This window comes from Candidatus Thermoplasmatota archaeon (assembly GCA_022848865.1).
Lineage (GTDB): Archaea > Thermoplasmatota > Thermoplasmata > RBG-16-68-12 > JAGMCJ01 > JAGMCJ01.
Map to the genome: position 1 here is coordinate 1 of JAJISE010000005.1, position 23,120 is coordinate 23,120.

At 59.0% G+C, this 23,120-nt stretch carries 18 protein-coding genes and 1 other RNA gene; 12 read left to right on the plus strand and 7 right to left on the minus strand.

Annotated elements, in window-relative coordinates; translation table 11 throughout:
- A partial coding sequence (locus LN415_01715; GenBank protein MCJ2555811.1) for a hypothetical protein occupies positions 1-1,047 on the minus strand: 1,047 nt, incomplete at its 3' end.
- 221 nt (positions 1,048-1,268) lie between these two features.
- Positions 1,269-2,270 carry a MarR family transcriptional regulator gene (locus LN415_01720; GenBank protein MCJ2555812.1) on the minus strand — a complete coding sequence of 334 codons (1,002 nt, stop codon included), beginning with the start codon at positions 2,268-2,270 and terminating at the stop codon, positions 1,269-1,271.
- Positions 2,271-2,458: 188 nt separating this feature from the next.
- Here LN415_01720 and LN415_01725 point away from each other — a divergent pair, with 188 nt between their 5' ends.
- The 3 genes from LN415_01725 (at position 2,459) to LN415_01735 (ending at position 5,797) form a co-directional block, all read left to right on the plus strand.
- The gene (locus LN415_01725; GenBank protein ID MCJ2555813.1) at positions 2,459-3,418 is read left to right on the plus strand and encodes a hypothetical protein; all 960 of its coding nucleotides are present in this window, start codon (positions 2,459-2,461) and stop codon (positions 3,416-3,418) included.
- Positions 3,419-3,524: 106 nt separating this feature from the next.
- Positions 3,525-3,974, plus strand: coding sequence for a 4Fe-4S dicluster domain-containing protein (locus LN415_01730; protein MCJ2555814.1), 450 nt, complete (start codon positions 3,525-3,527; stop codon positions 3,972-3,974).
- Entirely contained in the window at positions 3,971-5,797 is a 1,827-nt protein-coding gene (locus LN415_01735) for an aldehyde ferredoxin oxidoreductase family protein (GenBank protein ID MCJ2555815.1), read from the plus strand. Before LN415_01730 ends, LN415_01735 begins: the two co-directional genes overlap by 4 nt.
- On the opposite strand, the gene LN415_01740 is transcribed toward LN415_01735, so the two are convergent.
- Genes LN415_01740 through LN415_01750 form a run of 3 tightly spaced genes read right to left on the minus strand, consistent with a single transcriptional unit; the run spans position 5,794 to position 7,149 of the window.
- The gene (locus LN415_01740) at positions 5,794-6,135 is read right to left on the minus strand and encodes a roadblock/LC7 domain-containing protein (protein ID MCJ2555816.1); all 342 of its coding nucleotides are present in this window, start codon (positions 6,133-6,135) and stop codon (positions 5,794-5,796) included. The two genes, LN415_01735 and LN415_01740, sit on opposite strands and share 4 nt — an antisense overlap.
- 5 nt (positions 6,136-6,140) lie before the next feature.
- Positions 6,141-6,554 (minus strand): hypothetical protein, encoded by a 414-nt coding sequence (locus LN415_01745; protein ID MCJ2555817.1) that lies wholly within the window; start codon positions 6,552-6,554, stop codon positions 6,141-6,143.
- A gap of 49 nt (positions 6,555-6,603) precedes the next feature.
- The gene (locus tag LN415_01750) at positions 6,604-7,149 is read right to left on the minus strand and encodes a CBS domain-containing protein (GenBank protein ID MCJ2555818.1); all 546 of its coding nucleotides are present in this window, start codon (positions 7,147-7,149) and stop codon (positions 6,604-6,606) included.
- Between the two features lie 82 nt (positions 7,150-7,231).
- Here LN415_01750 and LN415_01755 point away from each other — a divergent pair, with 82 nt between their 5' ends.
- The 3 genes from LN415_01755 to LN415_01765 are packed head-to-tail and all read left to right on the plus strand — an operon-like array spanning position 7,232 to position 9,728.
- Positions 7,232-7,843, plus strand: a complete 612-nt coding sequence (locus LN415_01755) for a TIGR00296 family protein (GenBank protein MCJ2555819.1) — start codon at positions 7,232-7,234, stop codon at positions 7,841-7,843.
- Entirely contained in the window at positions 7,833-9,080 is a 1,248-nt protein-coding gene (gene pyrC / locus LN415_01760) for a dihydroorotase (GenBank protein MCJ2555820.1), read from the plus strand. The genes LN415_01755 and pyrC overlap by 11 nt, the downstream gene beginning before the upstream one ends.
- 30 nt (positions 9,081-9,110) lie before the next feature.
- Positions 9,111-9,728, plus strand: a complete 618-nt coding sequence (locus LN415_01765; GenBank protein ID MCJ2555821.1) for a DedA family protein — start codon at positions 9,111-9,113, stop codon at positions 9,726-9,728.
- On the opposite strand, the gene LN415_01770 is transcribed toward LN415_01765, so the two are convergent.
- The gene (locus LN415_01770; protein MCJ2555822.1) at positions 9,719-11,485 is read right to left on the minus strand and encodes a ribosome biogenesis/translation initiation ATPase RLI; all 1,767 of its coding nucleotides are present in this window, start codon (positions 11,483-11,485) and stop codon (positions 9,719-9,721) included. The two genes, LN415_01765 and LN415_01770, sit on opposite strands and share 10 nt — an antisense overlap.
- A gap of 87 nt (positions 11,486-11,572) precedes the next feature.
- Between LN415_01770 and LN415_01775 the strand changes: the two genes are divergently transcribed.
- From LN415_01775 to ffs, 3 genes are all read left to right on the plus strand, one after another.
- Positions 11,573-11,929 carry a nascent polypeptide-associated complex protein gene (locus LN415_01775; GenBank protein ID MCJ2555823.1) on the plus strand — a complete coding sequence of 119 codons (357 nt, stop codon included), beginning with the start codon at positions 11,573-11,575 and terminating at the stop codon, positions 11,927-11,929.
- A 17-nt stretch (positions 11,930-11,946) separates the two neighbouring features.
- Positions 11,947-12,333 (plus strand): VOC family protein, encoded by a 387-nt coding sequence (locus LN415_01780; GenBank protein ID MCJ2555824.1) that lies wholly within the window; start codon positions 11,947-11,949, stop codon positions 12,331-12,333.
- A 71-nt stretch (positions 12,334-12,404) separates the two neighbouring features.
- Positions 12,405-12,714, plus strand: an RNA gene (gene ffs, locus LN415_01785) — signal recognition particle sRNA.
- Here the strand turns inward: ffs and LN415_01790 are convergent.
- Positions 12,709-13,293 (minus strand): hypothetical protein, encoded by a 585-nt coding sequence (locus LN415_01790; GenBank protein ID MCJ2555825.1) that lies wholly within the window; start codon positions 13,291-13,293, stop codon positions 12,709-12,711. The two genes, ffs and LN415_01790, sit on opposite strands and share 6 nt — an antisense overlap.
- A 261-nt stretch (positions 13,294-13,554) precedes the next feature.
- Between LN415_01790 and LN415_01795 the strand changes: the two genes are divergently transcribed.
- The 3 genes from LN415_01795 to LN415_01805 all read left to right on the plus strand — a co-directional run bounded on the left by LN415_01795 (position 13,555) and on the right by LN415_01805 (position 23,118).
- On the plus strand, positions 13,555-14,265 hold the full coding sequence (locus LN415_01795; protein MCJ2555826.1) for a circadian clock protein KaiC: 711 nt from the start codon (positions 13,555-13,557) through the stop codon (positions 14,263-14,265).
- Between the two features lie 134 nt (positions 14,266-14,399).
- Complete coding sequence (locus tag LN415_01800; GenBank protein MCJ2555827.1) at positions 14,400-19,541, plus strand: S8 family serine peptidase; 5,142 nt, start codon at positions 14,400-14,402, stop codon at positions 19,539-19,541.
- A 43-nt stretch (positions 19,542-19,584) separates the two neighbouring features.
- Positions 19,585-23,118, plus strand: a complete 3,534-nt coding sequence (locus tag LN415_01805; protein MCJ2555828.1) for a S8 family serine peptidase — start codon at positions 19,585-19,587, stop codon at positions 23,116-23,118.
- Positions 23,119-23,120: the final 2 nt, after the last annotated feature.

Here is a 23,120-nt window from a genome sequence, read left to right on the forward strand (position 1 = left end):
GATGTACGGCTGGTGCATGTACGAGAAGAAGTTCCCCGTACATACGGGTGGATCTCCCACCTTCTCGCAATCGAGCGCGTCTGCTTTGTAGCCCTCGTATCTGGACAGTTTCGCAGAAACACCAGGAGTCCAGTTATCGAATTCCATCGCTCCGCTTCCGATGACCTCACTATCCGAGAGGTCCCAGATCTTGGCCTCGTCCATGTTGTAGTGGTTTGGATTTGTGACAGGTACGCCATTGTGGGTGGTTTCATCGTAGGCAATCCCGTAGTCACCGTGTAGGGGCTCCTTCCAATTGGTGCAGGTACCAGCGCTGGCCTCCAGACAGCGCTTGCCAGATCCCTCCCAGATGTGTCTGGGATAGATGCCTTGACCGTTGAGCGTGTACTTCACGAAGTTGGCATATGGTCCCTGCTGTGCGAAGTGAAGCGCAAAGGTCAAGTCGGAATTGGATCCGACTGGTATCGCTGGATCCCAGTTCTCAACCACTGCAGGCCATATGTGGAGCCAATGGGTGGTTGTGAAGTTGGTCCCTGGCAGTCCACTCTTGTCCTTCACGGAGTCTAGGCTGATTTCTGTGGGAACCAGCGCACTCATGGAGTAGCTGAAGAGAAGGTCGTCCATCGTCACCTGTACTCCGTCGTGAAAGATTGCTCCATTGAAATCGTAGTATGCAGTGGCACTAAGGGGGTTAGACCCTGTTTCTTTCCTGTAGACTCCATACTCGTCCAGGTCAAACGTGCCACTTTCGTCTGCATCTATTCCTTTCAAGAGATAAGGAACCGGTTCTTCAGTGGTCGGGTCTTCCTGACCCACACCTTCATACACAGGCGCCAGGACATTCGACGTCCACACGTCCGGGGAATGCGCGTATCCCCAAAAGTTAATCATCTTCGTGTCGTCCTGCGCTCCCACTCTCAAGAATTCATCCGCCCTTGTCCCTTCGTCGTCTGCGAGTGCACCGATCGGGACCGATCCCATGACCAACACACTCACAACAAAGACAGCAAGGATGACGGATGCTCCGCCTAGTTTCCTTTTGTCCATCACTTTTCCTCCTGCATGCAGATTGCTCACAAGCATCTAGGTTCTCGTCCTAACCGGCACGTCTCCTTCAATAGCAGTCGCACCGGGACAGGAAAACAGATTCCTACGATAATATAAAAGCAGATTTGTACGGCGTTTTGTAGAATATATAAACTTATTGGTACACCCGCACCACTGCGAGGCGTCCTCCCAGCGACCCCCCACGAACCTGGGTAATCAGATCAGTTGTCCACCATGAAGTACTTCTTCAATCTCCCGTTCCTCTCGAACCTCAGGACACCCTCTCGGCTGAGGTTTCGGAGGTTGTAGCTCACGCACTGCTGACTCACGCCTAGTTCCTTGCAGATGTCAGCCTGCGTGGCTCCTTCGGAGTTCCTAATCACCTCTACCATACCTATCTGAAGATCGCTAAGCTTGATTCCCTTGTCTCGGGGCAACCTCATATCCACAGGATAGAACCTCTTGAGGACCCCGTCGCGGCTTGACTTGAGGAAGCCCTGCATCTCCAATGTCCTCAGGTGATGGGAGAGCGTCCCGTTGGTCACCTTGAGGTGCTCCCTGATGGCATTGTAGTGCTCACCGGGATGAGACATTACGAAGCCGTATATCTGACCTCGAACGAAGTGATCGAGCACTTCTTCTTTCTTCAGCCTCGTGTATAGAGGGAACACGAGCGTTCTGAACATCGCATACCAGCCTGCCTCCGTACTGAAGACGGCCGCTGCGATGAGTACCCCCAAACCGATCGACACCGCCTCGGTTCCTTGATCGAGGCGTAGCGGAGGAGAGGGTGCGAACACAACCACGGACAGACTGTCCGTGTCCGGTATGCAATCCAGGCTCTCCGCGGATAGCAGAATCTCGTACTCGGCCTGCCCTTCGGTCGAGGCCGTAAACTGGAATGTCACCTTGCCGGCAGAGTCTGTAACGTAGAGCTCCTCTTCTTGTTCTCCAGAGGGTGCCACGACGGTGACTCTGACCGTCACGGCGGGAACCGGAATGTTGTGCTGATCGACGACAGCAACGTAGATGGGAATGGAGCTCCCGCTGTCGATTATGCTGAAGTCAGCCTGAGCGTGCACGAACAGCTGGGTCTGGTCAATCATGGCGATGTCCGGAATCTGTCCGAACCTGTCCCCAGCGGATGCTCCCGTCACGATGAAGCCAAACGCAACGAAAAGAGAGAGAACAACCAATGAAAGGAGCCTGGTCCTCACCATCATCAATACTGTTTATCTTAGTCCGACTATTTAATCTCATTTGTACGATTCTTTGTATCATATAAGACCGTTGCGTTGTCCTCCCAATGGTCGACCACGCTGGCTGGGCTTGGATTGCTTCCCGCCCATGATAATGTCACCAAAAGCTTTTCTATCACAGAGTTCTCTTTCCAAACGTGCGGTCATCCAAGATGAAGGTGTGCAGGATCTGCACCGCAGTGCTGGGAGACGAGGAGTTCTGCCCGATATGCGGAGCTCCTTCACTGGAGCCCGAGAAAGGCTCCCATCCGTTCGCTGCTCGGGTGGAGCAACTGCCGGAACTTGACGAGTCAACGGAATCCTGCCTCGTCTGCGGGATCCCGCTAGTGGGGGATATCTGCGAGATGTGCGGCTCGCCTAAGATAGGCGTCAAGGAGAGGGAGCTGGAGTTCAGATGCCCCTTCTGCGAGAAGTCTGTGGACCCCAACGCAACGCGCTGCCCGCACTGCGGAATCGACTACGTGAGCAGAGAGAAGGAGAAGGACATCAACTACAGATGTCCGGTGTGCGGAGAGGCCGCCAGCCTGCTGGAGGACAAGTGCTCCAGCTGCGGGACCGGGATCTGGCTGGACTTCGAGTCCGAGAGGGGGTCCATCACGCGGTTTCTTTGCCCTATGTGCGGTGAGGAGGTCGGTCCCGACTCTGAGGCCTGCCCCAAGTGTGGAGCTGGAATATGGGCCGGTGAGGAGGGCGTGAAGGAGTCCGCCGCGGCGGCGATTGACAGTGCGTCGACGAGCATTGCGGAGGAGAGGTCGAATGTGCCATCGAACCTCGCCCGAGCTGAGATCGTCCTCGTCAGCGCAAAGGAGGCGTTCGACAGCGGCGATTACCTGGCCGCGAACCGGGCGGCGAACCTGAGCGCCGAGATCGCGAAGACGACAGTCCTCCAGACGAAGATCTTCCAGGAGGCCGTCCGCAGGGCTCAGTCCAGGATCATCCACCTCGAGGAGAAGGGCGGAGACGCTTCCGACGCCATCGATCTGCTCAGGAGGGCTGTGAAGGTGAAGCGGACCGGCAATATCCGCGGCGCCGTCAGACTCGCGATAAAGTCGAGGATAATGGCCGAGGAGGCCGTCCCTGCCCCGAGGCTTTCTGAGATCGATCTCGGGTAATCGCTGCGCCCTTGCGCGTTGCGCCCTTGCGTGACCGCTAGGTCGATATGTCCATCCCAGCACAACAGTCTTTTTATTCCCTCCGCGGATTCCAGAGAGGGATAGGATGAGGGCGATTGTGCCGCATTTGGAGCTCTGCACTGGCTGCAGGATGTGTGAGATGGCGTGTTCGCTCCACCACGAGGGACTCGTGAACAGGGAATGGGGCAGGATCAGGATCCACAGGAAGGGCATCGAGCACTACGTCCCGGTTGCCTGCAACCAGGGAGCGTCCTGCGACAAGGAGTGCGTGAAGGTGTGCCCGGTCGACTGCATTAGGGACGTGAACGGGCACGCGATCGAGGTCGTCAGGGAGGAGTGCATAGGCTGCGGGGAGTGCGTGGAGGCGTGTCCGTACAACGCAATTCACATGAGGGGCGATGTCGCGTTCAAATGCAATCTCTGCGACGGCGACCCGACGTGCGTCAAGTTCTGCTCGCTGAAGGCGATAACGTTCGAGGAAGGGGTTCCAGAGGAGTTCGACAGGGCCAAGGACGCCGCGGAGGCGATGAGATGAATGGCTTCGCGGGAAGGATCCTGAAGATCGACCTGACAACGGGGGCAGTTGAGAAATCGCCGCTGCCCGAGGCCTTCATCAGGACGTACCTGGGCGGGACCGGCTTCGCCGCGAGGTTTCTGTACGACAACGTGCCCCCGAACGCGGACGCGCTGGGCCCCTCCAACGTCCTGATCCTGGCTCCCGGGCTCCTCAACGGCTTTCCGGTACCCACAGGAGGCAAGGTGCTCTTCTGCGCCAAGTCCCCGCTGACCGGAACGATCGCAGAGAGCGTCATGGGGGCGAGGTTGGGAAGCGAGCTCAAGCGGGCGGGATACGATCTTCTGCTCGTCTCCGGGGTGTCGGGCTCTCCCTGCTACATCTACATAGACGACGAGGATGTCGAGATTAAAGATGCGGGGGGCCTCTGGGGGAAGGACACCCGAGCCACCGCAGAGGATATCAGGAGGACCGAAGGCGATGCTGTCGTTGCCTGCATCGGGATCGCCGGGGAGAACCTCGTCAGATACGCGAACATCGACTGTGAGGACAGGCAGTCAGGGAGGGGTGGGCTCGGAGCGGTCATGGGCTCAAAGCGGCTCAAGGCCATCGCGGTGAAGGGAACGGGGAATCTCAGACCACATGACGCGGACAAGCTCATGGACCTCTGTCTCCGATACACCGAGAGGATGATCGAGAGCACGGCCTTCAACGATGACACCAAGTACGGGACTGGCGAGTTCCTTGAATGGATGAACTCCGAGAAGGGGACATTCCCCACGAGGAACTGGCGAGAGGGTGTCTTTGACGATAGGGAGAAGATAGACCCGTACCACTGGGCTCCGCTGTACACGAAAAGGAACAACGCGTGCTTGGCGTGCCCGAAACCCTGCGGGAGGATATTTGGCATCGACGAAGGCAAATACGCAGGACTCAGGATAGATGGCATTGAGTACGAACTGCTCTACTCGCTCGGCGGCCTGTGCGGGATGGGGGACATCGAGGAGCTGGCGAGGGCGAACGAGCTGTGCGATCTCCATGGGCTCGACGGCATTTCGGCGGGCGCCGCAGTGGCCTTCGCCATGGACCTGTTCCAGGATGGGATTCTCACGAGGGAGGACACTGGCGGGCTGGATCTCGAGTTCGGGGACCCCGAGGCCGAACTGAAGCTCATCGAGATGATCGCAAGAAGGGAAGGCCTCGGTGATGTTCTCGCGGAGGGCGTGAAAAGAGCGAGCGAGAGGATAGGGAAGGGTTCCGAGGATTATGCCGTTCATGTGAAGGGCATGGAGCCGCCCGCCTACGACGTCAGGGGGATAAAGGGCATGGCCCTGGCCTTCATGACGTCCTCGCGCGGGGCCTGCCATCTTCGGAGCTGCGCCTACGCACTGGAGCTGACTGGTAAGTTCTGGAAGTTCGAGGGGGTGGACAGGTTCTCAACGAAAGGGAAGGGCGTGGAGATCAAGGAGCTCGAGGACATGATGACTGTATACGATGTCCTGGGCGTCTGCAAGTTCTCGCGGGGATTCTTCCTGGCCGAGGGGTTCGTCGACATACTGCGAACCGTGACCGGGCTGGAATTCTCGGAATCGGAGATACTGGGACTGGGCGAGAGGATTAACAACCTGAAGCACATGTTCAACCTGAGAGAGGGGTTGACGAGGGACGATTTCCGTTTGCCGAAAAGGCTCCTGACGCTTCCCATACCCGAAGGGGTGTCCAAAGGTCACGTCGTCACGGAAGAAGAGATGAACAAGATGCTGGACGACTATTTCGAGGCGAGAGGGTGGAGCAAGGAAGGACTTCCCACGGAAGAGAAAATCAGTGGTCTGGATCTGGTCTAGATCTCCTTTGCTTTGGCCAAGATGTCCTGGACGGCCTTGTCGATATCTTCCATGGTCCTGTCCCGGGGCACGGCGACTACGAGCAGGGCCCGCTTTCCGGCATTGTAGATTATCATGTTCAGGTCCCCGGCCTCCACCACGATTCTTGAGGGTTCGTCCTTTCCGAGTTCCGTCGCTGCCGTAATGCTGGCTCCAACGATCGTGGCGCTCATGATTCCGAAGGTGTCCAGCGCCACCTCGTCAGGAACATCGTGATGCATCATCAGTCCGTCCTTTCCAACGACTGCAGATGCAACCGCCCCGCACGTCTCTCTCAACTTCTTGAGATTCTCGTCCATATCCGTCACTCCATCGTTTCGGGCTCTATTATGAACACGCAACTGCTCTTCCCAGTGCTCTCGCAACTTGTCTCCATGCACCGCACATTCCTGCCGAGATGCTCTTCGTAGATCGTGGTTATGATTCCCCGTATCCTATGGCAGGTCTCCGTGTCGCCGTTCGGCTTCATCTCGACGGACCCCTTCACGATCACTTCGTTCTCCCTGAAGTCTATCGAGTCGGCCCAACCTCTGGCTTCCATTATGTTGGCCGCGACATCGAAGTAGCCGTCCGAGTTGTTCTTCGCAATTCTGACAATCTCCGCCCCATAGAGGATTCCCTCGCGGAAGAAGAGTCCATGGCAGGCATAGGACATGATGCTCTCATAGAGCTGTCTTACTTTGGCCAGTTCATCCTGAGAAATCTTAACGAACTTCATCCTTAGTAGCGTGAACCTACTGAGGACAATAATAAAGGTTTTGTTGTGGTTATCTTTCGCGACAATCCCTGCAGACAAGCTGGCCCTGGATTTCCTGGAGGTTATATGCGAAGGCCCTGCACAGCTCGCAGTAGCCCCGCACCCCTGAGGCATCAGGTCTCTCGGAGGATATCATGGAGATCTCCCTGGTCAGCTCGATCAGGTTCGGCCATATCTTGATGATGTCGTTCTCCGTGACTATCCCGAGCAGACCTTCCTTCTCCAGCACAACGAGCCTCCTTATCCTGTTCTTGGCCATGAGCCTGGCGGCGTCCTCGATTGACTCGTGCGGGTGGATCGTCTTCACGGGGCTGCTCATTATCTGCTTCACCGTGACGGCGGACGGCTTGGCATCCTCGGCCACGACCTTCGCCACGATATCCTTCTCGGTGACAATGCCCACGGGCTTCCCACCCTTCACGACGATTAGGCTCCCGATCTCCCTGTCCTTCATGAGTTTGGAGGCCATATCGACCGTCTCCTTCGGCTGCACTGTGACTAGATTACGCGACATCACTTCCATGACTGGAACCTGGAGATCTGCCTTGTCTAGCACCAATTCTCCCTAACGTGATGTTTCCATTTAAGGATTGTGAATATCCAAGAGTTTAAGTCGTGCATCTCGATATTGTGCTCTGATGTATTCGGTGGAGGAGGGGGAACGCGCTGTTCTGGCGGCGCGGAAGGTTGTTGAGAGCTACGTTCGTGGAGAGGTGCAGTACGACCTCGATCTCCCCGATGGTTTCGAGGAGAAGTCGGGCGTCTTCGTCACCATCGACACATTCCCCGCGAGGGACCTCCGGGGGTGCATCGGCTATCCGGAGCCCTTCTTCCCGTTGGGGGAGGCGCTCGTCAAGGCGTCGCAGGAGGCAACTAGGGACCCGAGGTTTCCGCCTTTGAGGGAGGCCGAGCTGGACGATATCGTCATCGAGGTCAGCCTGCTCACGCCACCCGAAGAGATCCTCGTAAGGAAGCCCAGGGAGTACTTGAAGAGCATCGAGGTGGGCAGGGATGGACTTATCGCCAGGAAGGGCGTCTTCAGAGGTCTTCTCCTGCCACAGGTCGCCATCGACTGGGAATGGAGTTCCGAGGAGTTCATATCGCAAACGTGCATGAAGGCAGGGCTGAGGTCGGACGAATGGCTGAAAGGCGACGCGCGGATATACAGGTTCTCCGCGGAGATATTCGGCGAGAAGACGCCCAGAGGGGAGATAGAGAAACGCGTCCTGGGTGGAAAGGATGATCATTGAGGGGCGCGCATATGTCCGCGGAAGCCTGCAGGACTGCTGCATCGGCGTGGAGAATGGGAGAATAGCGGAGATCAAGCGGACCCTGAAGGGCGACGAGAAGCTGCGCTTCGGCGGCATCATTCTTCCGGCCGGCATCGATCTCCACGTGCACTTCCGGGAACCTGGACTAACACGCAAGGAGGATTTCCTGTCGGGGACCACGGCCGCCGCCTGCGGCGGGATAACTTGTGCGTTCGACATGCCCAACACGCTCCCTCCAGCGACCACTCCCGAGAGGATGGAGGAAAAGGTCGCGGCGGTCGAAAGGAGGGCGTTCGTGGACTTCGGGCTGTACGCGGGACTGACGGAGGAGAGCGACATCGATGGCCTCGCCGAGACCGCAACGGCGTTCAAGATATACCTGACCGTATCGGAAGGCGATTTGGCGGTTGGCGATTTCAGCAAACTGCTCGGGCTGAAGGAGGAGCTTTCCGCGGCGGGGAAGTTCATCTCGGTCCATTGCGAGGACCCGGGACACATCAGGGACGGAGAGGCCAAGAGGCTCGAGGACCACCTGGCATCGAGACCAGACAGCGCTGAGGTCGGCGGGATAGAGATGGCGGAGCGGCTCAAGGGATTGAGAGTCCACGTGGCCCACCTCTCATCCGAGAGGGGATTGACGTCCCTTGCTGGCACGGGCTTCACGAGCGAAGTCACACCCCATCACCTGTTCCTCAATGTGAACTGCGACCTGGGCGCCTTTGCGAAGGTGAATCCCCCGCTCAGGCACAAGCATGACCAGAACGCGCTGTGGCAGGCCTTCACCGATGGAGGGATAGACGTCGTGTCATCCGACCACGCGCCCCACACCGTGGATGAGAAGGAGGCGGGCTTCGATTCCGCGCCCGCCGGAATGCCAGGGGTGGAGACCACGATCCCTCTTCTGTTGGAGAGGGTCAGGCTGGGGAGCCTGCCTCTTGAGAGGTTCGTCAACGTCGTATGCGAGAGGCCCGCCGAGATGCTCTCCCTGAAGAAGGGGAGGATCGAGGTGGGATACGATGCCGACATGATAGCCGTCGACCTCAAGCGCCCGCGAAGGATCAGGGCGGACGACCTGCACTCCAAGTGTGGCTGGACGCCCTTCGAGGGCATGAGCGGCGTCTTCCCGCAGGCGACCATCTTCCGGGGCGAGCAGATCGTGCGAGACGGGGCTGTGATAGGCAAGCCGTCCGGAAGATACGTGGGAGCAAAGCATTAACTACGGATTACGATTCATAGTGACAGCCATATGTCCTCGTTCGTAGCAGAGATTGTGGGTTTCGTGAGGGACCTCGTTCTTGTTCTGGGTTACCCGGGAATCTTCTTGGCGATGTTCGTGGAGGGGATAATCACGCCCATTCCCAGCGAGGCGATCCTTCCATTGGCAGGCTCCTTGGCCTATGAGGGCAGGTTCGAGGTCTGGGCGGTCATAGTCGTTGCGACTGTCGGTGCAACGTTGGGCTCCACGGTCGCGTACTTCATCGGAGACTACTTCGGCCGGGGCTTCGTGCACAGGTTCGGGAAGTACTTCAGGCTGACCGAAGAGCACCTCGAGCGGACCGAGCGGTGGTTCGAGAAGTACGGCAGGGCCTCCATCTTCATCGGGCACTGCCTACCGGGGACGAGGTCGTTCATCTCCTTCCCCGCCGGAATCGCGAAGATGGACCTGCGCAACTTCGTGATCTCGACGTTCTTTGGAGCCCTTGTATGGAACACCGTGCTGACGCTCACGGGCTACTTCCTCAGCAGCCAGCTGGACACCCTGGAAGGGTTCTTCGAGTATCTGGACATCATCGCGCTGATTGCAGTTCTGTCGGTCATAATCGTCTACTTCATCTGGACAAGGAAGCGCCCCGCTCAGGTGTAGTAGTACTCGCCCGCCGCCTTCTGCTCGCGGTCCAGGCGGGAGTCGGGGTTATTGATCCGGGGTCTGTTCGTCTCGTTGTCCCGCCTGAACGTGATCGAGACCTCCTTGAGGAACTTGTTCATGCCCTCGCGCATCCCGAACGGCCCCTCGCCGATCCCCTTCTTGGAGGGTTCGCCGTGGAAGACCATGAGCGCGTCGGAGACGAGGTCGATGAAGTAGATGTCGTGGTCCACGATCATCCCGCTCATTCCCTTGCTCTCCATCGCCCTCCTTATGGCCCTGGCGGCCTCCATCCTCTGGTTCGAGTCGAGGTATGCAGATGGCTCGTCGATGAGGTAGATGTCCGCTTCCCTTGCGAGGCACAGGCCGATAGCGACGCCCTGGAGTTCCCCTCCAGAGAGCGTCGGGATAGACCGTTCCATGAGCGATTCCAGATTCAGCGGCCCTGCGATTTCGGTCGTGAAGTGGCTCGTCTCGAACTCCTCTCCCGCCTCATTGAGGAAGGCCTCGCGGACGGTGCCCTTGAACTTCGGCTCGATGTACTGGGGCTTATAACTCACCTTGAGGTCTGCCTCGACGTTGCCCTTCGTGGGGTTCAGAACTCCCGCCAGCATCTTCACGAACGTGGTCTTGCCCGTGGCGTTTGGTCCGACGACCCCGACAACCTCTCCCTGTCGGATGACGCCCTCGCTCGTCTTGAGCGTGAACCCCTTGAACCTCTTGTAGAGCGGCTCGAACTGAACCAGCGGCTGCCCGCCCCACTCCTTCCTGGGTGCGTGGGCCTCGAACCTGATCTCCCTCTCCCGGAACCTTATGTTCTCCTCCTTCAGGAAGCCTTGGAGATAGGTGTTGATGGCGGCGCGAACGCCCCGCGGCTGCGCGACGACGCCGAATGCCCCCTTCTCGCCGAACATCAGGTGGACACTGTCGGCAAGGAAGTCCAGTACGGCGAGGTCGTGCTCTATGACGACGACCTGCTTCGTCTGCGACAGGGCCTGAATGGACTCCGCGACCTTAAGTCTCTGATGTATGTCCAAGTAGGAGGACGGCTCGTCGAAGAAGTAGATGTCGGCGTCCTTGAGGAAGGTTGCCGCTATGGCCACGCGCTGAAGCTCCCCGCCGGAGAGTTTGGACAGATCGCGGTCGATGGTGTGGCTGATGCCGAACTCGCTCGAGACGTCCTCGAGGTTTCCCGACTCGTCCACCCTCTCGAGAAGCTCCCCTGCCTTTCCCTTGTGAACGCCAGTAAGCTTGTCCACGTACTGCGGCTTGAAGGATGTGCGGAGGTCCTCCCCGGCGATCCTGCTCAGGTAGTTGTGCATCTCCGTTCCCGCGTACGTCTCCAGAGCCAGTTCCCACGAGGGCTTACGGCGCAGATTGCCCATGTTCGGGACGGTCTCGCCGGAGAGGATGCTAATGACTGTGGTCTTTCCAATCCCGTTGGGCCCGAGCATTCCCATCACCTCCCCCTGATGCGGCGTGGGGAGCCTGTAGAGCCTGAACCCGTTGACGCCATACTGGTGGACGATCTCCTTCGAGAGCTCCTTCGGAAGACCGACGATGCGGATCGCGTCGAACGGGCATTTGTGAATGCAAATGCCGCAGCCGACGCAGAGCTCCTCCGATATGACCGGCCTGCCCTCCTCGCCCATCACTATCGTCTCGGTGCCCGTTCTCACGGGAGGACAGTAGCTCATGCACTCCACGTTGCACCGCCTGGGCTGGCACCTGTCGCGAAGAAGGACCGCGATTCGCATCCTCTGATTGGAAGGTTCGGCCGATATTTAAGAGCGATGTAGGAGCGATGCAACAGGTTTTAATGTTCGACCACCTTGCGGTTCATGATGATACCTGGAGGAAGGATGAGTCCCAAGCAGATGCAGGCAGCCATGAAGCGGTTGGGAATCAAGACGGAAGAGCTGGAGAACGTGGAGGAGGTCGTCATCAGGACAGCGGACAAGGAATACATCATCCCGAGGGCCGCCGTCACGAAGATGGAGGTCCAGGGCCAGACCACATATCAGATAGTGGGGGAAGCGGAGGAGTTCGCCAAGTCAGAAGAGGGCCCGCGGGTCCCTGAGGAGGATGTCAGACTCGTTGCAGAGAAGGCGAACGTCAGTGAAGAGAGGGCCCGCCAGGCCCTGATTGACTGCGACGGCGAGCTCGCGGAGGCCATCGTGAAGCTGATGGGCGAGGGATAGCTCCGGGGAGGAGTCCTATGAAGATTGCTCATACATCCATCCGCGCGAAGAACATGAACGAGGCCATTGCGTTCTACGAGGGCATCGGGCTGAAGTTGGTGAGCCGGAGGGAGATCCCGCAGAACGAGGCGGAGATAGCATTCTTGGAGGCGCCGGGCGGCGGGGCGAAGCTGGAGCTCACGCACTACAACGGGCAGGAGAGCTACTCTCAGGCGGAGTACGAGGACAGGGTCTTCGACCACATCGCCCTGGAGACTGACGATATGGACGGCGTCCTTCAGAAGGTCAAGGAATCCGGCGGGAACGTGACGGACGAGCCCTTTCATCTCAATCCTGGCGGGCCGAGGATCGCCTTCTTCGAGGATCCAAACGAGGTCCTCATAGAGCTCATCGAGAGGTCATGACGGAACCGCTCGCTTGACCGTTCCTGCGCTCCGCTGTCAAAGTATATATACCTACGAGAACTTTGAACGCTTGCTAGGCTTGACCGGAGGGCTCGGCGTCCTCTTGTACACCGAAACCGTCGTTAGCGGGGGTGACAGTCGAGGGCGGCGTCACCAGCTTGATGTTGACCCTCTGGCCAACTATGAGGTCCTGTCCTGTGGGGCAGGAGGCGGTGAGAAGTCGATCGGAGGATCGAAACTATCACCCTGATCGTGGATATCGGGTCAGGCACGGAAGTGAGCAGCCTTACCACGAACTACCGGCGCTCGCGGGGTCGCGGGACCGAGGCGGCCTGAGGACAACCGGCATCGAGTCTGAGCGTCCACCTCGGCGGCCTAGCTCAGATCCGGCAGCTTCATCTGTCTTGTATCCACCCTGAGATGGTTTATATCGAACTTCTCTAGAACAAGGTCTCTGAGGACAAGTATGGCGGGCTCCTCGAAGGCCCCGCTGGATGTGTACGCGGGGTCGTTTCCAGGTATCTCTATCCCGCTCCTCAGAAGGAGCTTCCTGGCCTCGGACCTCTCCTCCCCCTTGACGCTCATCGCGGTGACCTCGTCAAAGCCGCACTCCCTCAGCTCCTGGAGGAAGACCGGTCTCCGGAAGAGCTCCTCCAACACAGACACTGCCAGAGCTGGCTTCTCCTTGTCGGAGATCTCTGCCAACTTGCACTTATCCCCAACCGTCTCATAGATGTTCCTCTCTCGGTTCGCGGACGTCGCGTAGACCTTCGAAGGCGGTATCTGCTTCTCCCTGACGACGCCCATGTCCGCCATCGCCCGCAGATAGCCTGTAAGAAAGAGACGATGAATCGCATGCCCGTCCTTGTTGAGCCGCCTCGCCAGACCGCTTATCGATCTCTCCTCCTCCTTGACATACGAGATGATCAGATTCTTCAAAGTTCTCTCGGGGACAAACAACTGCTCACCGACCGGGTAACATACTTGGTAACAAATAAGTCTTTTCATCCCCACAATGCCCTCAGACCTGGTCACAAAGCCAGTTCAAAAACCTCTATAAATCCCGTTCGCTCTCTACCCGACGGGCCGGCGTCTACTTGTTCGTTTCACACATTACGATAACTCCCCCTTTTATTTTTTGACTGGTTGAGTTGATATTACGCTTATTGATATTCAGAAGAGAACCTATATACCGATTCAAATGGCTCTCAACAATCGCTGATGCAGGAGAATGGAAGGTTCAAGAGCTATGTCCTTGGCTTTGATGACAAGCTGGACGGCGGAATCCCGGAAGGCCACATCGTTCTCGTTTGTGGAGAACCGGGCACGATGAAGTCCAGCTTGGCCTTCAGCATGCTGTACAACAACGCGCTGAAGGAGGACAGGGTCGCGGCCTATCTCTCGCTCGAGCAGGGGAGGGACAGCCTGCTCAAGCAGATGAAGGGGATGGGGATGGACCCGCAGAACGTCGAGGACAAGCTCAGCATAGTCGACCTGAGCCTGATCAGGCGGAACCTGGAAACGCTCAAGGACCAGAGTTGGGTGGAAATCTTCAAGATGTACGCCTCCAATCTGAAGAAGAACACGGATTTCGACCTCTTCTGCCTCGACTCGCTCTCGATCCTGGAGACGCTCGCCCGTTTCGAGTATCCCAGGGAGGAGCTCTTTCAGCTCTTCGAGTGGCTCAAGGACCTTGGTACGACGTGCCTGATCATCAGCGAGATGAACATCGGTGAGAAGCCGTTCGGCAGGTACGGGGAGGACTTCGTGGCAGACGGCATCATCCACGTGAAGATGGAGAACGTGGACGAGGTCAACGTCCAGAGGCGCATAAGATGCGTGAAGATGAGGGGCACGAGTCACAGCCCGAACTACTACACGCTCCTTTTCGAAGATGGCGTGTTCCAGGCGACGAGGGTCATCAGCGAATAGGCGGTCCATTTTCTTGGTGGCCAGCCAGCTTCGGAACCTTTTTATAACCTTTGCGTAATAGGTTCAACTAGCCACGGTGGTGTGGGCAGCACCATAATGAATGCCTAGGCTGATAAATGAGAGGAGGCTTCGAAATGAAGTTAACGGAAGGGGAATCCTTCGCCAGGGTTTTGGCAATCGCGGTAGGACTTCTGATGGTTGTGCCGGCGACATACATCGCCGGATTTAGCACGCCTCTGGAGATGGTTACCGCGGAGACCACATTTGTGTATTTCGGCAGCGAGAACGACCGCGACGCTCTGATGGAGTCGGGCGTTGAGATACTGGAGATCTACGACTCGTTTGCACTCGTGAGGACGACGACCGCGCAGAACGACATGTTCCAGTCCCAAGGGATGATAGTGGACATGCCGTACGACCTGCACGCCATCCACGTGAACGGCATGATCATCGACACGCGCGTGGGGGAGTCGGAGATACCCGCCAACCTCAGGTTGGAGGCGTACAGGAGCGACGTGGACGGCCACTACCTCGTGCAGTTCCATGGACCTGTGAAGGAAGAGTGGAAGCAGGACATCGAGAGACTGGGAGGCAGGGTACTCAACTACATCCCGAATGACGCCTTCATCGTCCAGCTCGATGCGGAGCTCCTCGACGACGTGCGGTCCTTGACGGAGGTCCAGTGGCTGGGCGTGTTCCAGCCGGCGTACAAAGTCAGACCCGCCCTGTTCGAGATGAGCGGGAGGGTCTCCGTGAAGATAATCACGTTCGCAGACGAGGGTCTTGGCCAGGTGGTAAGCTCGCTGCACAGGGACCAGATCAACTCGTACTTCGAGACCGATGACTTCGGCGTGGTCAAGGCCGAGGTCGACGTGACCGACATCCCGAGCTTCGCCAAGCTCAACTCGGTGCAATACATCGAGCCCATCTATGAGATGGAGCCGACGAACGCCAACATGCAGTGGATCATGCAGACCGACATACCAGACAACAGAAGGCTGTGGGACATGGGCCTCCACGGTGAGGGGCAGATCATAGCGGTCGCGGACACCGGGCTCGACTTCGACCACAGGTTCTTCCGCGAGGACGGTGGCACGGTCCAGACAGGTGACATCTACAACGTCACGGACCTCAACAGGAGGAAGGTCGTGAGATACCAGACCATGAGTCACTGGATCGGCATCGACAGGATGACCGACCCGTGGGCCTGGAAGGACAGCGCGTACATGTGGGTAGCCGGGAACATCACGTCGGGCCACGGGACCATGGTCTCGGGGACACTAACGGGGAACGATGACCCGCTTGGGGCAAGCCTGAATGACGGCATCGCCAAGGGCGCCAAGATATACTTCCAGGACATCGGGACGCTCTACAAGAACCCGGAATGGAGCGACTGGTGGGACGACTCGCTGCGGTTCATTCCCGATGATTATCACGACCTGTTCTGGGACCCGTACAATGACACTGCGAGGATCCACAGCAACAGCTGGGGCGCGAAGAACTCCGACTACGACCTCGAAGCCATGATGGTTGACAAGTTCATGTGGGAATACCCGGAGATGCTTGTCGTCTTCTCCACAGGTAACGATGGGCTCAACGGTCCGGGCAGCCCCGCGACAGCGAAGAACACCATTGCGGTGGGGTGGCATGGCAATTTCCCGAACCAGGACAAGGTGGACTCCTCAAGTTCGGTCGGTCCAACAGACGATGGTAGGCGCACGCCCACGGTCATGGCTGTGGGGCAAGGCGTCTCCTCGCGGTCAAGCGGAAACAACTGGGACAACTCGAACATCGGGAACGAGCTCGGTTGGCAGGGAACGAGCTATTCCGGTCCCGTCGTCTCAGGTCTCGCCGCGATCACCCGCCAGTACTACACGGAAGGCTGGTACCCGACGGGCAACGCGGTCCCCGCGAACGGGTTCACACCCAGCGGGGCCCTTCTGAAGTCCACGATAGCCGTCGCCGGACAGCAGATGCAGGGGGCAAGGGCGGACAGGATGTTCGAGGGGACATGGCCCAACAGGGCACAGGGCTGGGGAAGAGTGGTCCTGGACAACGCACTCTACTTCCCGGGTGATGCCAGCAGACTTCACATCGTCGACCACACTGAGGGCCTCGCGACAGGAGAGAGCGTGGAGTACACCTACTACGCCTCGAGCGGCGCAATCCCGTTCAAGGTCGCGATGGCGTACAGCGACTATCCCGGAGCGACGCCGACGACCAAGGCGCTCGTGAACAATCTGGATCTTCTTGTCACATCCCCTACGGGGGAGACCTTCAAGGGGAACGTGTTCACCTCGGGAAACGTCTACGTCGATTACATGGAGTCCAGGCCCGACTTCGGGTCCTACGACATCGACAACCCGCTGGAGACTGTTCTCGACCTGTCCCCGAGCATCGGCTTCTGGAAGGTGAGGGTGACGGGGACGAACGTTCCCTCCGGGCCTCAGCCCTTCGCGCTGTCGATAATCGGTGCGACGGACCCGGGCTACGGACAGCTGTTCCTCGACAGGACTCTGTACGGAGACTCGGACACTATCACCATAACGGTGGAAGACGCGGATGCGGTCGGCCCTCTGATCGTTCCGGTGTACAGCGACACGGAGACCGGCGGTGAGAATGTCACACTCCTCGAGATCGGAGCAGGTGTGTTCGAGGGGGCGATCAATACCGCCTTCGGCACACCAACCGCCGACGGAGCCCTCCAGGTGAGCGAGGACGACACGGTCACGGTCGAGTACGCGGACACGACGGTCCCAATTAGGACCCTCCAGCAGACGGCGCTCATAGACGGCGCACCTCCGATGATAACGGGCGTGAAGGCGACGAGGATAACCAACGCGGCCGCCACGATAGTGTGGAACACGGACGAGTCGGCGACCTCGACGGTCTTCTACGACACCAGCCCTGTGTCTCTGACTAATACTGCGGTCAAGACGCCTGCTGGTCTCTTCGTCTCCCATTCCATTGATGTTATCGGCCTGCAGACAGGCTTGAGGTACTACTTCGACGTCGAGTCGACGGACAGATTCGGACACACGACTCTGGATGATAACCAGGGACAGCACTACAGCTTCGTTACGACCGAGAAGGCGGAGCTTCTCCTCGTCATCGGCGACGACACGTTCCCGCCGGAGAGTGTCGATAGGTACAAGAACGCGTTCGAGAGCTTCGGGTGGTCCTACAACGAGTGGTATGTGGACAGAAGCGGCGTTCCGACGCTAATGCTGCTCCAGGGATACAAGGTCGTGCTCTGGCAGACCGGCCTGGAGGAGTATCCACCGTTCGAGCCTGAGGAAAGGGTCCTGATAACGAACTACATAGACGAGGGAGGACGGTTCTTCGTCTCCTCGCACGACGTCGCATGGGCGCTTGCCAAGGACTCCGGTTCCGAATACGCGTCAGTAGAGTCCGGACAGTGGGTCAATTCCACACTGAAGGCGGACTGGGACATAGACCCCAGCCTCTGGACGGCCAACGAGGGGTCCATCGGAGACCCGATCAGCAATGAGTACGTTGGATTCAACCGGGTAAATTACGAGCCCCACAGGTCAGGTGGTTCTGGGGATGAGGTTAAGGCTCAGAGCTACGGTGGATCCGCCTCGACCGTCTGGATGAACTACGGGATCGATGCTTCCCCGGGGGATATCGGGCTCAAGTGGGTCTCCTCGGCTGCGAACGGGACCGCGGGGCCTGGGAAGGTCTGGGGAGGTCAACCATCTAAGCTGGCCTTGTACTTCTTCGAGGTCTCCCGAATCAACTTCGCGGACGTGAACGACCTGGACAGAGGCTCGATAATCAACAAGACGGTCGTGTGGCTGATTGGCCACGACCATCCAGATGTCCAGGTGATCTCTCCCAACGGCGGAGAGGTCTTCGTCGGGAACACCGTACAGATCGACTGGAGCCGCCAGGTGTACTCGTCAGGCGTAAACAGCCAGGCGCTCTTCTACAGCCCGGACGACGGTCAGTCATGGGTGAGGATAACGCCCGACCCGCTGCCGGGAGACACGACCTACAACTGGAACGTGATCGGCCTGCAGAACGGGATACACTACCGCGTGAAGGTCGTTGTCGAGGACGACGGCGTCCCCTACCCGATGCTCAACGGCACGGACATATCGGACGACACGTTCACGATCCTGAAGCCCGGGGGAGACAATGTTGGCCCCATAACCGTCCCGGGAAGCATAAACGCAGTCCCGAACCCGGGCGAGAGGTACACGAGCATCGCATTCACGGCGACCGTCGACGATACGAACTACGGGAACTCGATGATACAGGCCGTGGAGTTCTACATGGACGCTCCTGGACCCGACGGCGGAGGAACGCCGATGAGCCCTGTGGACATCTTCGACACCGCCCTGGAGCAGGCCACTTGGACCGGCTCGGCGGACTGGCCGCCCGGAGTGCACTGCATCTTCATCCACGGGCAGGACGCCGCGAACAACTGGGGCGAGTGGGAGTCCAGGTGCTTCACCATGCTCGGCAAGGTAGTGCAGGCCGCATCCAACTTCATGGCGGGAATCACTGGATTCGCCTACGCGGATGTGACCCTCGCATGGACATTGTCACCTGACGACCCGCTTGACGTGACCAACTATGCCATCTACTACGGAACGAGCTATGACCCGACGGCTACAAGCTACTCGTTCCTCGCCAGCGTCCCGAACCAGACGGGAATGTACGTTCACGCAGGAGCTGGTTCGGCCATCAGCAATTACTACTACGCGATATACTCCAACAGCTCGGGCGGCGATTCCACCATGGCCTCGCAGCAGGCGGCGAAGTACTGGATACTTCTTATTGGGGGCGTGAACTTCATCTCGGTGCCGATCACGCCATCCGACCCGTTCCCGGCAACGGTGTTCAAGATGATGGACACCGACTTCAGGGTCTGGACCTACGACCCGCTGGCGGGCGGTTGGGACAGTTTCAATTCGGTCAAGCCCTACGGCGGAGGATTGTCCACGATTATGCCTGGCAAGGGCTACTGGTTGGACGTTCCCGCAGCGGACGATCTCCACGTCGCTGGATACGTGCAGACCCAGGTCTCGATCGAGCTGATCTCGCCCTGGACGCTTGTCGGATACCCATCGCTCACGGGCTCGATGACGGTCGGTGACCTGAAGGCGACGACCGGGGCGACGAAGGTCGAGGGATACTCGGCGGCAGCGCCCTACCACCTGCAGGAGCTTGCGGACGTGTACGTCCTTGCACCCGGAGAGGCCTACTGGGTCGGCGGCGCCGACTACATCTGGCTGGTCTACATCTGAGCAGGCTCATATAGGCGGCTTGACTAAAGCAAAGTGAACCCCCATGACGAGCAGAAGCGTCATCGCAGTAATGCTATCCCTCGCGTTCATCCTGACAATCGGTCCAGTTGACCTCGCCTCGACGAAAGGAGAGGTGTACGACGCGCGGGTGGGCGATCCGCACTACCTCGGAATCTATGGATTCGCTTTCGATACCAGGAACGGGGAGCCGCTGATTCCCGCCGCTCTGAGAGTGACAGACTATCCCACTGGAGGCGATGGTTACTACATCGTGCAGTTCAGCGGTCCCGTCACGGAGGAGTACAAGGAGTCGCTGACGCGAGCGGGCGGGGAGATCGTGAACTACGTTCCTTCGAATGCTTTCCTCGTGAGGATGGCCCCCGGACTGCGCACGAACCTGGAGAAGGTCCAGGCAGTCCAGTGGACGGGCGTCTTCCAGCCCGCGTACAAGATAGTGCCCGAGCTCACGTTCGAGGCGGGGATAGTCGAGGCCCAGATCATCACGTTCAATCCGGATGGCGTCAACGCCGTTCTCGAGCTGCTCCCGGAGCGCAGGGTCATCTACACGTACGAGGGCAAGGACTTCGGCAGAGTGGACGCCCGCGTGACCTACGAGCAGGTCGTCGAAATCGCCCGCCTCGCCGACGTCAACTTCATACAGCCGCGAGAGGTTCCGGAGGTCCAGAACAGGCGGATGCAGTGGATAATGCAGACGAACGTCCAAAACGACAGGCGCATCTGGGACATGGGGATATCAGGCGAGGGACAGCTCGTCGGGTTCTCCGACACGGGGATAGATTTCGACCACAACTTCTTCCGCGAGAACGCGACGACGATACAGAAGGGCGACATCTATAACGTCACGGACACGACCCGAAGGAAGCTCGTGCGGTACTGGGTGCACGGCGGCGCAAACCAGGAGTGGGCATGGAAGGACAGCCCCAACCGCTGGGACCCCGGCGCTGGATGGGCGACCATAGGACACGGGACCATGGTGACGGGGACGTTCGGCGGCAATGACGATTCGATCGGCTCGAGCACCAATGACGGAGGCGCCAAAGGCGCCAAGGTGTTCTTCCAGGACATAGGAGACGTGCAGCAATGGGGAGGATACTGGCGGGATGCCTTGGCCTGGGTACCCTCTGACTACGACAATCTCTTCGGTCCCGCCTACAACGCGGGCGCGAGGGTGCACTCAGGTTCCTGGGGCTCCTCCACGACCGCCTACACGCAGGGCGCGCAGATGCTGGACGAATTCATGTGGAACAATCCTGATATGCTGATCATATTCTCGAACGGGAACGGAGGCGGGGGCTGGTACGACGTCGTTAGCCCCGCCACTGCCAAGAACGTGCTGTCATCGGGATCGAGCGCGACGTCTCCGAACCAGAACAGCGTCGCCGACTACAGCAGCCCCGGACCGACCTCCGACGGTAGGAGAAAGCCCACCGTCATTGCGGTCGGAGAAGGCACCTCATCCATGTCTACGGGGAACCCGAGGGACGATACGAACACGGCCTGGGAGGCGGGCTGGGGCGGAACGAGCTACTCGGCACCCGACCACGCATCGCTCGCGGCCATGACCCGCCAGTACTTCATGGAGGGTTGGTGGCCGACTGGGACGAAGAACCCCGCGGATGGTTTCGAGCCCTCCGCAGCATTGGTGAAGGGCGTGCTGGCGGCAAGCGCCCAGCAGATGACCGGCTCGTACACGGACAGGGAGAACGAGAACACCTGGCCCAACAACGCACAAGGCTGGGGGCGGGTCCTCCTGGACGACGCACTCTGCTTCGCCGGGGACACGAGGCGCATGGAGATCGTTGACGACACGTCCAGCCTGAGCACGGGAGAATCAAGGATCGAGTCCTACTACGTTCTCGATTCCGCAGAGCCGCTGAGGGTGATGCTCACGTGGACCGATTATCCCGGGGTCGCGTGGACCACACCGAACATCGTGAACGACCTCGACCTTCTTGTGACGGACCCGCTCGGAACCACGTACAAGGGCAATGTCATGGGGACCTTCGCTCAGGGAGAGTCGCAACCCGACACAGGCAGCTACGACAGGCTGAACGTGCAGGAGGGCGTCCACATCAAGAGCCCCATGGTGGGCGCGTGGACGATAGAAGTGATAGGGTACAACGTCCCGAGCGGCCCGCAGCCCTACGCCCTGGTGGCGCTCGGCGACCTCGGCACGGGCTGGGGGCAGGTGTACCTGGACCGGAGCGTCTACGGGGACAGCGACACGATAGGGATAACTGTCCGGGACACGGGACCGACGGCCGTGAACGTGACCATCTGGAGCACGACGGAACCCACTCCCGAGACGGTCTCGCTGAACGAGTCCGCGCCCGGCTCAGGGAGATGGACGGGGACGATCAACACTACTACCGGTGCGCCAACGACTGACGGAGAGTTGCAGGTCTCGGAGGGCGATCTGGTGACCGTTCAGTACGACGACATGAACCCGATACACACTTCCACGGACACGGCGACGATAGACGCCTCGGCCCCGCTGATATTCAACCTCATGGTAACCAACATCACGTCCACGACCGCGAACGTCATATGGAGGACGAACGAGCCCGCGGACTCGAGAGTGTACTACAACACGAGCGACCCGCTCGACGCGGAGGAATACATGAGCGGGTACCGCATCCAGCACGACGTGCTACTGACGGGACTGCAGCCCGAGACGACGTACATGTTCGACGTGGAGTCCTCGGACCCGTACGATCACACGACCACTGACACGAATGGAGGGCTGCACTACAACTTCACGACGCTGAAGCTCTCGCCCGAGCCCCCGACGAACCTCAGAGCATGGCTGTTCGGACCCAACTACATCCATGTCCATATCGAGTGGGACCTCTCGGCAGACGACGCGACGATGATCGACCACTACACGGTGTACTTCAACACAGGCGCATACGATCCAGACGGGACGGGATACCAGTTCCTGGCGACGGTCCTGCAGGGCTTCAACTTCTACAACCACTACAACATGGGGCACCTGAACTGGATGAACATCTTCTACTACGTGGAGGCGAACTACAGCGCTGGACTTCCGGCCAGGACCGAGGACCAGGCGGCCAAGTTCACAAGATGGACGCCACCGGGCAACGTGCTTCTTTCCTTCCCGCTCAAGATGGTCAACGAGACCATAGAGTACGCGCTGCAGACGGTCAGCTGGGACATGGCGAGGTTCTACGATCCGTGGACGGAGGAGTGGAGGGAGAACCACATCTGGAAGAGCTGGAACGACCTTCTGACGGTGAACCAGTCCATGGCGATCTGGGTCAATGTGACTTCGGCCGAGCCTGTGACGAGCGCGGGGGTCGTGCCCAAGAGCGCGGAGATCTTCCTGAAGGAAGGGTGGAACCTGGTCGGGTTCCCGCACCTGTACTGGGACTACACAGCTGGCGATCTGATGGCGCAGACCGGGGCCGAGAAGGCGGAGAGCTTCAACGCCGTCGCACCGCCGTACTACCTGTACCGCCTCACTGGACCGATGTACATGGCCCCGGGCGAAGGATACTGGATAAAGGTCCCCGCCGACACCATGTGGATGCTGTAGGC